Raw genomic sequence first — 12,874 nt, forward strand, 5'->3', positions numbered from 1 at the left:
ATCGCTCCATGCCTGTTTATTGGTTTGCCCCCGGAGAACTAAATCTTCTATCATGGACGCATATGAAAATGCTCCTGTTCTTCTTCGGTTCCCTCATGCTCTGTTCCTGCGGTCCGGATAAATATCCCATCAGCTTTCATATGGAAACGGGAGCGACGGACAGCAAAAAATTCGCCTTTGAAAGGGACGGCCATTACTATAGCAAGGCCCCCTTTATTTCCCATAAGGACATTGAATCCTATTACTCCTTCCCCGCGCCGGACAACACCTACGGCATCGTCGTCAACGTCCGGAAAGGCCTGGGCAGCCGGGTGGAAGGAATAACAGCCGCCAACCTGGGCAGGCAAATACTGCCCATCGTCAACGGCCATGCCATGCAGCCCCTGCGCCTTTACAGCAAACCTGTCACCTCTGGAAAACTGGCAGTCATGGGAGGGTTCTCCCCGGCGGATCTTGCCGCCATGGCGGAATTTATTCCACCGGCGGATCCCAAGAGAGAAGAACCCATCAACAAACTGGCCGCCGTTACCAAGCCTCTTCTTCCCAGCAAGAACCCTGCTCAGGAAAAGAAGGAGGCCAAAGACCCTGAAGAACACAAAGACCGTACCGTGATCAGCACCCGCCGGGGGCGGATCTGAGCCAGCACCCCTCGTATCAGCATGCACGGCAAATCCTTTCCTCTCCTGACCGGCATCCTCCTGTTCCTTTGGGGCATGCCATTCCTGACGGCGGATATTGTAGTGCGCTTCCCCACGGAAAATACAGCCCTGCTGGACAACCGCCCGCAGGACTTTTACATGTATGTAGACCGCAATTTTGAAGGGAAGAAATCCCAGCCGTGGGAAGCCGGAGCCTACGGCTTTACCCGGACCCTCGTCAGAACCCAGGCTGGCCCCGTAGCCGTCAAATTTCATGAGGGTATCGACATTAAACCTCTCAGGAGGGATGCTTCCGGCACGCCGCTGGACGACGTGCACCCCGTAGCCGGAGGCACGGTAGTCCATGCCTCCGCCAACCCCACCCATAGCAATTACGGCCGCTATGTGGTCATTGAGCACCAGCTGAAGGACGGCCCGCTTTACAGCCTGTATGCCCATCTGGCCTCCGTCTCCTGCAGGAAAGGCGACCGGGTAGGAACCGGAAACGTCATTGGAAAGCTGGGATACTCCGGGGTGGGTTTGAACAAAACGCGTGCTCATGTGCATCTGGAACTCTGCCTCAAGCTACAAGATGACTTTGAAAACTGGTATTCCAGTCTGAAACTGGGCACTCCCAACCGCCACGGTTCCTATAACGGACTCAATCTGGCCGGTTTTGACCCGGCACCCGTCCTCCTGCAATGCAAGGGCGGAGCGGAATTTTCCCTCTCGCGCCATATCTCCTCCCTGCCGGTCCAATACGTCGTGAGGGCTCCCTCTTCCGGCGAACCTCCCAGCCTTGTCAAACGCTACCCCTTCCTGCTGAAGCCGGGGCCCGCCGACCCCAAATCCTGGGAAATCAGTTTCACGGGAGAAGGGGTTCCCGTTTCCGTGACTCCTTCCAGCCAACCGTGCACGGAACCCGTCGTCATCCGGGCCGTTCCGCATCCTTTCTCCCAACTGTACAGGACCTGCAACCGCGTTTCCGGCTCCAGCAAGGACCCTAAGCTTACCGCCGCCGGCAAACGCTACATCCGGCTCATCTTCATGGGGCCTGAATCATAATCCTACGATGATGCAAACCTTTTCCAGATTCCGTTTTCCCCATGCCGTTCTCACATCCTGCGCGGCTGTCCTGCTTTCTCTGGGCGGCGCTTCCCCTGCAGCTGCCGCCCCCTCTGCGGGAGACACCTTTCCGCAGGACAGGCAGGACCTCCTGAAAAACAAAAAATACCAGCAGGGACTGAAAGCCCTGGAAAACCGCCTTCCGCTGGAAGCCAGCAAACACTTTCAGGAATGCCTGTCTTCCCAAAACCTTGCGGAATCACAAAAAGCCATAATCCGCCCCTTTCTGGCAGAAGCCCTGATCCGCGCCAAAAAAACGGAAGAAGGACTGAACGCCTGGGAGCAACTGTCGGACTCTCCCATGAAATCCTACTGGACGGCAGTGGGCCTCTTCAATAAAGGCTCCTTTACCAAAGCCTTGGAAAAACTTACCGCTATCCCGGAAACGGATCCGCTTTCCCTCTACGGGCTTCAATTGAAAGCCCAGCTTGCGCGCCAGCTTCAGGACCGGCAGCTTTTACTGGAAACCCTCAGCAGGCTGGGGCAGGCGGAATCCCCCGCCGTCTCCCGCCCCGCATGCCTTCTTCTGGCGGATGTGCTGGTGAATCAGGAATGTTACCAGGACGCCGCCGCTATTCTTGAACAACTCAAAACGGAAACGGAAGCCGGGACGGACAGCAACCGGCTCATCCGTTCATACACCGAACTCATAGAAGGCAAGCTGGCCAGCAAACAGGGAAATCTGGACCAGGCCATCAAAACCTTCTCCGCCGTTATGGACAACAAGTCCTATCCGGAAAAAATCCGTGATCTGAGCCGCCTGGCTCTTGCCAGGGCGGAAATAGCCCGTGAAAAAAGCAATCCGGAACAGGCGGAAGAGGAAACGCGGTACCAGCCTCAGGAAGAGGAAGCTCCGCACACCGCCGGAACGGCGGAGGAACGCCTGTTGGCGTTCATTGGCGGCAAAGCGGAATCCGCCTTGCTGATGGACGCCTTCAACATTCTGCTGGAGGAAGACATCTTTCAAACCAATCCCCAGGCTCTGGAAAAACTCAACGGCTGGGTAAAAGCCAGGGATGCATCCCGCCAGCCGGCGGCCATGTATGCCATGGGAAGCCTTCTTCTGGAAAAAGATGACCTGTCAGGCGCCGTCAAAATGGCGGAAGAAGGGCTCTCCAAATATCCACAGAGCCTTCCCGTTCAAATTCTTTCTCTGAATACCATTACTGTTCTGCTGGATAAAAACCGTCTGCAGGATGCGGAACGTCTTATTTCCAAATATCCCGGTTCATCCCCTGACCTCGTCTTTCAACAGGGAGCCCTGGCTTTCCTCAAAAAAGACTACTCCCTGGCGCAGAAACTTTTCCGGGAAGCGGCCCGCCGCGCTTCGGAAACAACGGCGGAAAACGCCCTGTTCAATGAAAACCTGGCCGCCCTGAACGCCAATGACGCCTCCGGAGCCGCCGCTCTCATCAAGGAAGCCGCAGACTCTTCCCGGCTCCGGGAGAGCATCCTCTTTGAACAGGCCCATTACGCCGCTAAAAGGATGGCCCCTCAGGCTGCCGAATTGCTGGCAAATTTCATAACTCTGGCGGAAACTCCGGCCCTGAAAACCCAGGCGCGGCTGGACCAGGCGGAAGTAGCCCTGAATCTCAACCCTCCGGACCTGGAAACCGTGCAGGCTATCCTTCCCCTGTTGGAAAAAGAGCAGTTGTCTCCGGAACAGACCATGCAGCTGGCGCGGCTGAATATTCTGGAGGAGGAAAGCCGGCAGGAATGGCCCAGCGCCATTCAGTCCTGCCGACGAGCCATTGCCCTGGATTCGGAAGGCAAACAGGCGGATATGCTTTACCTCAAACTGGGAGAGCTTCTGTACAAAAACGGAGACTTCCATGAAGCGCAGCTTGTCCTACAGCCCTTTCCCTCCAAATATCCTGACAGCCCTCTTCAGGCGGCAGCCCTCTTTCTGGCAGGAAAAGCCGCCCAGCAAAGCAATGCCGGCAGCACGCTGAACGCCGCCCTGAACATCTTCAAAACCCTGGGCGCGGGGGACACCCCCTTCGCCCAGCCTGCCAGAATAGAAGAAGCCTCCGTTCTGCTGCGCATGGGGAAAGCGGACCAATGCATCGCCGCCCTGGAAAACCTGCTTTCCTCCCCATTGCCGCGCTACATGCGCCTGCTGGCCCTCTCCATCCAGGCGGATGCCTGGGTAGCTAAGGAAGATGCCCATTCGGACACTCTTCGCAGGGCCATCAACCTCTGTACGGAGATCCTGGACACACCCAACCTGGGACTGGCCTGGAAATTCAAGGCTCTGACCCAGCGGGCCCAGTTCTATGAACGGATGAACGAACAAAAAAAGGCGCTGGATGACTATGCCTCCATTCTGGCCCATACGCCCAGCGGAAGTTCCGCCAACAAACGCAGGGACTGGCACTGGTTCTACAACGCCGGCTTCGCCTCCATCCGCCTGCTGGGCCAGCTTCAGGACTGGGACGGAGCCCTGGCGCTGGCAAAAAAACTGGCGCAGACTTCCGGCCCCAGAGCCAGGGAAGCAGCGGCTTACGCGCGCCGCATCCAGCTGGAACATTTCATTTGGCAGGATGAACCGGAAGCCTCCGCGCCGGAAAACGGAAAGCCGGCAACACCGGATCAAACTGCGGATTAAGAAGCCTTTCCTCCTGCCATGGATACCCCCCCCACAGCAAAAAACTGGAGACTCAACGCAGCAGCCATCATCATGGACGCTGAAGGCTGCGTATTGCTGGGCAAGGACAGCGGCCGCAACCCGTACTGGCACTTTCCGCAGGGAGGCGTCATTAAACACGAAAGCATTGAACAGACTCTTGCGCGGGAGGTATGGGAGGAAGTGGGCCTGCGCCCCACGGAATACACCATTGTCAGCCGCCTGCCCGGCCTGCGTTACAAATACCCTTCCGGCAACCGTAAAGTTACGCGCTGGATAGGCCAGGAACAAACCTACTTTCTTGTGCGCTGCAAAACCAGACGCCCTAAAACGGATTTGCACCGCAGCCCCGAATTTTCAAAAACGAAATGGATTCCCCTCCAGAATCTCAAACTGGAAATGTTCCCCAAATTCAAAAGGAAAGTCATCAAAAACGCCCTTCAGCAATTCTTCGGGCCCGGCTTTCCTTCCAAACATGCCGCTGTGAAAACATCTTCCCCCTCCTCACCCTCATCTTCAACACTAACTTCGCGTACGATGAACCGTTACCTGGTGCCTCCGGGCAAAAAACTGCGTTTAAAGGATTATTCTCCGGATGACAAATCTCTCTTCTCCGGAACCAAGGAAGAATCCCTGATTGAATTCGACAAACTGAGGGAAGAACTGCAGGAACTGCAAAAAAAACTTTTTGCCCAGCACAAGCACAAAATTCTGGTTATTCTTCAGGCCATGGATGCAGGGGGCAAGGACGGCTGCGTCAAGCATGTCTTCTCCCGGGTGGATCCGCAGGGGCTGCACGTAGTCCCCTTCAAAAAACCCACTACTGAGGAACTGGACCACGATTTCCTGTGGCGCGTTCACAAGGAAGTCCCCGCCAAAGGGCAGATCGCCATCTTCAACCGTTCCCATTACGAAGATATCATTGCCGTCCGCGTGAAAAAAATCTTCCCGGACCCAGTCTGGAAACGCCGCTACAAGCATGTCCTCGACTTTGAATCCATGCTTGCGGAAGAAGGAACCGTCATCATCAAGCTATTCCTGAACATCTCCAAAGAAGAACAGAAAAAACGGCTGGAATCCAGACTTCAGGACCCGGATAAACTTTGGAAATTCTGCATGGATGACCTGGATGACCGGAATCGTTGGGATGAATTCCAGACAGCCTACCAGGATCTCATTGAAAAAACGTCTACTCCGGAAGCTCCCTGGTACATCATCCCGGCAGACCGGAAATGGTACAGAAATCTGGTTGTCGCCCGTCTGATGGTAGAAAAACTGCGCCATCTCCAGCTTTCGCTCCCCACTCCCAACTTTGATCCTGCCTCCATCATCATTCCAGATTGATAAAATCTGTCATAACGATAACAAATTTGTGCATCTTGAAATTATTTTTGTACATTTCTCGGTATTCAGTTGTCACACCATTATAAAATCTGCATTATTCACAATAACAATCAAAACTTAGAATTTCTAACGCTTGACTGTTCCAGTGAAAAATTGTTAGAAAACAACTTAACGCCTAGAACGTGTAAACATTCTACATAGAAAAACAAAATCAAATGTATTTAGCATCCCAACGCAAGGAGTTCATTCTGAAAACGCTGGCTGAACATGGAGCTGCAAGGACCATCGCTCTGGCCAAACAGATGAAGGTCACGGATGAAACGGTCCGCAATGATTTGATTAACCTTGAAAAACGCGGCTTCCTCAAGCGCGTCCACGGCGGCGCTCTGGCGCTTACTCATAAATCCCTCCATGAAGACATTGTCACTCAAGACGATGTGTCTATCAGGATTGCAAAAAAAACCGTTCAGAATATTCCCGCTTCCGTGGTTATGTTCATTGACAGCAGCACCATGGGCTACCAAATATGCAACCACATCAATTCCAAGGATACGCATGTGGTTTCCAACAACCCCACGTTGCTGACCCGGCTTGAAGGCATTCCGAACCTGAGTTTCTATTGCACGGGCGGGCACTTCGACCGTGAAGCCCTGGTCTATGTAGGGCAGGACGCCGCCAAGGCCGCCGGGTCCCTGAGCATTGACATGGTCGTGCTGACGCCGGACTGCTACTCCCCCAAGCATGGCGCCGGATACAAGAACATGCTGCAATCCGAATTCATCAAGAGCGTCATCCCCGCGGATGCCAAGGTAATCATCGCTATGCCTTCCACCAGCGTAGCGAACAACCCGGCATTCTATACCGTTGCGCCCTCCCAGGTTTCCATGCTCATCACTGATGAGGCCCTTTCTCCGGAAATGGCCGACCAGATTGAAAAGAGCGGCGTCAAGGTGGAGCTCGCCTGACGCCGGCCTGCTTTACAGGGGGCGGAAGTTCTTCGGAACTTCCGCCTTTTTTATGATGATCATATACTCTCTCCTTTCCATTCCGTCCAGTACTCCCGGCTTCCCGTCAGCTCATCCTCCCTGGAGCCGATTTCTTCAAACCCTCCGCGCCGATAGAATGCGCGGGCGTGGGCATTCTCTTCATAGGCCCCTACCGTCAGCATTCCCTTGCTTGTTCCTTCACCCAATCCGGCAACGCTGTGCCTATTCCTTCACACTGGCGCTCCGGCGCCACAAACAGAGCGGCTTCTTCCCCTTCCCCCACCAGGCAGGCAAACCCGACAACACGGCCGCCGTCCCTGCACATCCATGACCCTTACGATTACTTAGGAATGCACCCTTACCGTGATTTATGGCCGGTCACACCATTTTTGAGCTGATAACAGTTTATACTTGACCATCCCCTGAATTTATCTAAAAAGGAAAATCGCTTATTTAGTATTTGAAAATGAGTAAAGGTAGGCTTGTTTCAGAATTGTATAAATAAACGAAAAACACCATAGATTTTCTGCAATAAACATGGAAAAGATTGCTGCTTCCCTGTTGGCGACAGCTGGTATTGCCTGCGCCCAAACATACAACTACGATTCCTCCTCTGAAACGCTTGTGATAACAGGCAAGGGCAATACGGTTGCCGACCGCATTACTCCGGAAGACCCCATAACCCCCGGGAGCACAGTCCCTGGGACTTCGGAAATATTCGGAGACACAAAAGAAATTATCTTAAAAGACGTTTGGACATCTCCAGATTCGATCCGCATTAAATATGTGGAGCCGACTTCTGCGGGAAACAACACGACGCTGAAATTGGAAAATTCGTGTTTGAACGCATCGGGGGACTTTGATAAAGGCGGCACGGGGTTAATCCTTATTTTGGATTCCCAATCCAATCTTACTCTGTTCGGAAACCGCCTCACCAACACAATCAGAATCGAAAACCAAGGCCGCATAAGTTGCATCAACAGCACTGTAAGGGAAAACTCGTATTTGTGGGACAACAAGACAACCACAGGTTCTTCAGGCGTTCTGGGCGGAAGTGGATATTATAGCTTCGGGAACGTTTCCTCTATCGAGACTAATAAAGATTTCGGACTCATCAAGACCAGCGGTCAAATTACAGACCTCGAAATTTCGGGAATTTACACTGTGGACGGGAATTCCGCAAAAACAATCGGCGACGACTCCTACATCGTGGGTGTGAACACGTCGAGCAGTTCTGACGGGCAGGCGATGACGATTTCGGGTTCACTTACAATCAATGCAAAACAAGGCACGGGGATAGGTATACTGGCCAACCAGCTCGGCAGCGACGACGTTTCGCTCAAAAATGACTATTCGGGCCAAATTTACGTGACAGCAAAAGACGCCTTCGGTGTAAAAGTTGGTAAAAACGCGGCCATGGACCCCTCTGCTGCGGGCGACATCTACTCGCTTTCCGTGGGCGAACTCGACATCGAAAGCACAATCACTTCGGGCAGCACGCAGGGTGAAGCAACGGGTATATACGCAAAAAGCGTCAAGCGCGATTTGACAGCAAATGCAATCACAGTAAAGGGGTACACCAATGCAACCGGTATCCATCTGACGGAAGGCGGCCGCAACCTCACCATATCCGATATGCAAGTAAGCGCGGGAATCAGCGGCAACGCAGCAGGCATAATCGCCGCGCCAGGCAGAGATAACCCTGTTTCCACAGCCGGAAAACTCGAAAACATCAGGATAGATAATTTGGAGGTTTCAGGCGGCGCAGATGCCACGGGTATCTTTGCAAACTCCATTACAAAATCGGGCCAAAGTGAAAACATCATAGGCAACATTACGGTTTCGTCTGAAAACGGATTGGCAACCGGTATTTTCGCCGATAACGCTGACATCAACCTCGGCGGCAGAATCCTATCCTCAAGCGCACGCTTCAACGCCTACGGAATTTGGACGGAAAACGAGCTTTACTTAAAAATGTTCGATGGTTCGGAAATCTCGGCAATCGCTGCAAACGAACACTCCATCGCCCAGGCAATCCGCTCGAAAAACCTCTATCTGACATTCGAAGGCAGAGCGACGATAAACGGCGACATCATGGCGGACACCGGCATGATGCTAGACAACGGATACAATGTAGTCGTCAACGGCAATATCGAGGGTAGCCATCTTTTCACAGAATCAACAATCGGCACGGTTTCAGGCAAAATGAAATTCGACTCGGTTGCCGGCCTGAACATTACCGCATCAGTGGGTTCGCTCGAAATCGGTACGTCGGGCCAGGATTCGGGGTATATTAACGTCAACACAGTCGAGACATCAGCAAACATTTCAAACGCCGTTTTGGTGACAATCGAAAACGCAAACGGCAACGTCTCGTTCAACTCGGTTAATTCGGCGACGGTAAACAACGCCGTTGGCGACATCTCAGCAACAAATGTCACTAACGGACTGGTAGTCGGCGATGTCGGCAACATCCGCGTAAGCCGTACGAATGTCCATGTGCTTGACGGCAAAACTGTGAGCGGCGACATCGTTTCGACGACAAACCTCATACTGACAAACGCCGGTTCGGCAACACTCACGGGGTCAGTTTCGGCGGGCGGGAACAGACTTACGATAATCAGAGACTTCGGCATAAACTCCTCAGCCGCGACCGTAATCAGCGCGGGGACACTCGCGGGCGCGGGCTTGCGCGGCACCATCAACAACCACTACGACAACATCTTCGGTTTCTCCGCAACCGACGACTCTTCGGGAAGCCTCACCGCCGCAACCGCCTTGAAAGGCACGCACGACGTCGTCTCGAACAACATTTCGGGCATGATCAACGGCGACTTGGATCCTTTTGAAAACACCTACATCACCGTGAAGTACGTCAACGTCGGCAGCAATGTCGGCTACGAAATCGAGAAGAACACCTATCTTGCCGAAGCAGTTGCGACAAACGAATTCGAAAAGGCGTTGGCAAAAACCTACGACGATCTTGAATACATCGACGGCGACGACGCGGCGAACGAGGCGGCAGTTACCAAAAAACGTAATTTCGCCGCAATGGTAAAAAGCGGCACACTGGGTGCGATACTTCCGCAGTCGGTAGTGCACAGCGTGCGCATGAACATGGATCTTGCCGACATAATCCACCTCGACACGCTCAACCGCACGAGCGCGGCAATCGACGGCCTCGGCGCAAAAAGCAGCGGCACGGAAGTTTCGGGGGGGCGTTTTTCAGGCATTACCGTCCGCAACATAAACAGGTTTGCCACCTACGGCGGCGATGAAAACATGGATGGGTCGAGCGACTATATTTCGGGCGGCTTGGTGAATTTTGAATACACGGCGGGTAACACGTTTCTTGCGGGCTTCGGCTTCGGCGGTTTTCAGGCAAAATCGTCAGGCAAGGGCAACTGCGGCAAGGCGGAAACCCAAAGCCTTGCGGTCAACGCCTACACCGACTGGCGGTTCTTCGGCAACTTTGACTGGTACTTCGGCGCGACCTATGCTTTCGGCATGAACAAAGCCGAAAGGATGAACATCCTGAACAAAAGCAAAGCCGATTGGAATTCAAACCTCATCGGTGTCTTCACGGGCGTTCGATACGCGTGGAAGCCTTTTGCCGACACCGGATTTTACCTGAAACCCACAATCGGCGTAAACGCGGACTTCCTGATGAACCCGTCGTTCACGGAAAAAAGCGGGGAAGAACGCATGAGCGCGGAATCAGAAAACTATACAAGCGTAAAGTCGCTTGTGGGAATCGAGGGCACTTACGCGTTTTCAAACGGCTTCTACTTTACGGGCAGAATGTTCTACACGCACGAATTCTGCGACGACCGCTACGGAGTAAACGCCATGCTCGGCTCTTCCTTCATAAGGGTAAGGGGCTGGAAAATGGACAGGGACGCTGGCGTATTCGGCGCAGGCATCGGATACAGCATCACGGAACAGTGGAGCGTCTATGCCGACTATGCCGCGGACGTTTCGGACAAAGTGCGCCACAACGTCAATATGGGCGTCACGTTTAAATTTTAAGTCGATTCGCGAATGAGCAAAAAATCTGCAATATATTTCTGCCGCAATAGAATCGCCTCATAAACATCTGTAAAAGCATTGATAGGGAGGGAACCGCTGTTACTGAGCTCCGGTGTCATGGAACACAAACGACTTTCTGTAAAAGCGCCCCAGCCTCTCAGCCCTTCCATTCTGGCCTGTACACGAGCACCGGGCCGGTACGCGAAGACTGAACGCCGCGCACCTTCCGAACGGCGGAGCCCACCAGGGCGGCAGCCTGTTCCACCTCCTCCTGCGTCGTCATGAAAGACAGGGAAAAACGCAGGGAGGAACGTACCGCCTCATCAGACAATCCCATGGCCGTCAGCACGTGGGAAGGCATCGGCTGCAGCGTATGGCAGGCAGACCCAGCCGAACACAGCAGGCCGGCAGGTTCCAGCAACAGCATCAGCGCTTCCGCCGTACATCCGTCAAACGCCAGATTGGAAGTATTGGGAATACGTTCCGTTCCGCCGGAATGCACCGTCACGCCGCCCGCCTGTGCCCGCAGGAGAGACTCAAAAGAATCCCGCATCCGGGACAGCCGTCCGGCGTCCTCCTCCAAGTGCCTCAATGCCGCCCGCGCCGCCGCACCAAAACCAATGATTCCCGGAACATTCTCCGTGCCGGACCTCAAACCGTACTCCTGCCCCCCCCCGAACAGCAAAGGGGAAAAAGGAGCCCCCGCTCTCCTGTACAGACATCCAATCCCTTTGGGGCCATGGAATTTGTGTGCGGATACGGAAGCATAATCCACTTCCATTCCATGCAAATCCACGGGAATTTTTCCGGCGCACTGCACTATATCCAAATGCACGGGAACTCCATGTTTCCCGGCGGAGGAACACAAAACCGCCGCATCCTGCAATGCGCCTGTCTCATTATTGGCCCAGGCAAAAGAAACGCCGGACACGCCCCCTGCGCACATGGACTCCCATTTTTCCGGAACCGCTCGCCCTTCCCTGTCCACAGGGCAGACACAGCCGCTGCCCAGGGCCAGGGCCGTCTTCAAGGAGGCGTCATGGTCCGTGGACAAAACGCCTATCCCTCCCTCCCGCTCCCCGGCCATCTGGCGGAAAGCCATATTAGACGCCTCCGTTCCGCCGGAAGTAAATACAATTTCCGAAGGAAATGCGCCCAACAGGGCGGCAACGGCCGCACGGGCCTCCTCCACCGCCTCACGCACATGTCTGGCACAGCCGTAACCAGCGGACGGGTTGAAAAACCGTTCTTTTAAAAACGGCTCCATGGCCTCGTAAACCTCCGGGGCCAGCGGTGTGGTAGCGTTATTATCCCAATAAATCACGCCTTCATAACTCCCCCAATCGCGGGAAGGAGTCAAGCCGGAACATAATGCGCAGCTGCACAAGATCACTCTTCACTTTTACCCGTGATTCCGCATAATGCCTCTCATGCGTTTTCTTATCACGGCAGGCCCCACCAGGGAAGCTATTGACCCCGTCAGATACCTCACCAACCACTCCTCCGGAAAAATGGGGTATTGCCTGGCGGAAGCGGCTGTTCACGAAGGCCACAGCGTCCTTCTCATCTCCGGCCCCACTTCCCTGGACATCCCGCACGGCGTGGACTTCCTGCCGGTTGAATGTGCACGGGAAATGTATGATGCTGTCAAAAACCAGGCTCCCTACGCCGACGCCGCCATCCTCAGCGCCGCCGTAGCGGATTATCGCCCCGTTTCCGTTCCGGACCGCAAAATCAAGAAAACGGGGGAGCGCATGATTTTGGAACTGGAACGTACTGCGGATATTCTTGGCTCCATGCGCGCGGAATTCGGCTTCAGAGGCATTCTGGTAGGCTTCGCGGCGGAAACCCATGACGTGGAAAATTACGCGCGCGGCAAACTGGAACGCAAGCGGTGCGACATGATTGTGGCCAACGACGTTTCCCGCAGTGACATTGGTTTTAACTCCTCTGAAAATGAAGTGCTGCTCGTTTACCCGGACCGGACGGAGCTTTTGGAAAAAGCGCCTAAAACGCAAATTGCCTTTCAAATCATTGAGCGCGCATGCCGTCTCGCACAGGGAAAAGCTCCGTCATGGCGCACGGCAGACCCGTTCCACGCTTGAACCGGAAGAAGGTTTGCCCCA

At 54.1% G+C, this 12,874-nt stretch carries 10 protein-coding genes; 7 read left to right on the forward strand and 3 right to left on the reverse strand.

Annotation, left to right across the window (positions count from 1 at the left end):
* The first annotated feature begins 62 nt into the window (after positions 1-62).
* The 5 genes from WW58_RS12470 (at position 63) to WW58_RS12490 (ending at position 6,698) form a co-directional block, all read left to right on the forward strand.
* Positions 63-638 (forward strand): hypothetical protein, encoded by a 576-nt coding sequence (locus tag WW58_RS12470; protein ID WP_046437992.1) that lies wholly within the window; start codon positions 63-65, stop codon positions 636-638.
* 21 nt (positions 639-659) lie between these two features.
* Positions 660-1,703 (forward strand): M23 family metallopeptidase, encoded by a 1,044-nt coding sequence (locus tag WW58_RS12475; protein ID WP_128154873.1) that lies wholly within the window; start codon positions 660-662, stop codon positions 1,701-1,703.
* Positions 1,704-1,710: 7 nt separating this feature from the next.
* Positions 1,711-4,371 (forward strand): tetratricopeptide repeat protein, encoded by a 2,661-nt coding sequence (locus WW58_RS12480; RefSeq protein WP_046437994.1) that lies wholly within the window; start codon positions 1,711-1,713, stop codon positions 4,369-4,371.
* An 18-nt stretch (positions 4,372-4,389) separates the two neighbouring features.
* Positions 4,390-5,733, forward strand: a complete 1,344-nt coding sequence (locus WW58_RS13730; protein WP_094139284.1) for a PPK2 family polyphosphate kinase — start codon at positions 4,390-4,392, stop codon at positions 5,731-5,733.
* A 215-nt stretch (positions 5,734-5,948) separates the two neighbouring features.
* Positions 5,949-6,698 (forward strand): DeoR/GlpR family DNA-binding transcription regulator, encoded by a 750-nt coding sequence (locus tag WW58_RS12490; protein ID WP_012419521.1) that lies wholly within the window; start codon positions 5,949-5,951, stop codon positions 6,696-6,698.
* 59 nt (positions 6,699-6,757) lie between these two features.
* On the opposite strand, the gene WW58_RS13735 is transcribed toward WW58_RS12490, so the two are convergent.
* Both WW58_RS13735 and WW58_RS13740 read right to left on the reverse strand, forming a co-directional pair.
* Complete coding sequence (locus tag WW58_RS13735; protein ID WP_022198486.1) at positions 6,758-6,901, reverse strand: hypothetical protein; 144 nt, start codon at positions 6,899-6,901, stop codon at positions 6,758-6,760.
* Positions 6,895-7,044: a GNAT family N-acetyltransferase gene (locus WW58_RS13740; protein WP_022198487.1), complete on the reverse strand. Its 150-nt coding sequence runs from the start codon at positions 7,042-7,044 to the stop codon at positions 6,895-6,897. The genes WW58_RS13735 and WW58_RS13740 overlap by 7 nt, the downstream gene beginning before the upstream one ends.
* Before the next feature lie 212 nt (positions 7,045-7,256).
* Between WW58_RS13740 and WW58_RS12495 the strand changes: the two genes are divergently transcribed.
* Positions 7,257-10,748, forward strand: coding sequence for an autotransporter family protein (locus WW58_RS12495; RefSeq protein ID WP_046437995.1), 3,492 nt, complete (start codon positions 7,257-7,259; stop codon positions 10,746-10,748).
* A 157-nt stretch (positions 10,749-10,905) separates the two neighbouring features.
* Here the strand turns inward: WW58_RS12495 and WW58_RS12500 are convergent, their stop codons facing one another.
* Complete coding sequence (locus tag WW58_RS12500; RefSeq protein WP_179219107.1) at positions 10,906-12,108, reverse strand: cysteine desulfurase family protein; 1,203 nt, start codon at positions 12,106-12,108, stop codon at positions 10,906-10,908.
* 70 nt (positions 12,109-12,178) lie between these two features.
* Here WW58_RS12500 and WW58_RS12505 point away from each other — a divergent pair, with 70 nt between their 5' ends.
* Positions 12,179-12,853, forward strand: coding sequence for a phosphopantothenoylcysteine decarboxylase domain-containing protein (locus WW58_RS12505; protein WP_022396473.1), 675 nt, complete (start codon positions 12,179-12,181; stop codon positions 12,851-12,853).
* The last annotated feature ends 21 nt before the right edge of the window (positions 12,854-12,874 follow it).

Origin of the sequence: Akkermansia sp. UNK.MGS-1, assembly GCF_000980515.1 — a bacterium.
In the GTDB taxonomy this organism is placed as follows: domain Bacteria; phylum Verrucomicrobiota; class Verrucomicrobiia; order Verrucomicrobiales; family Akkermansiaceae; genus Akkermansia; species Akkermansia muciniphila.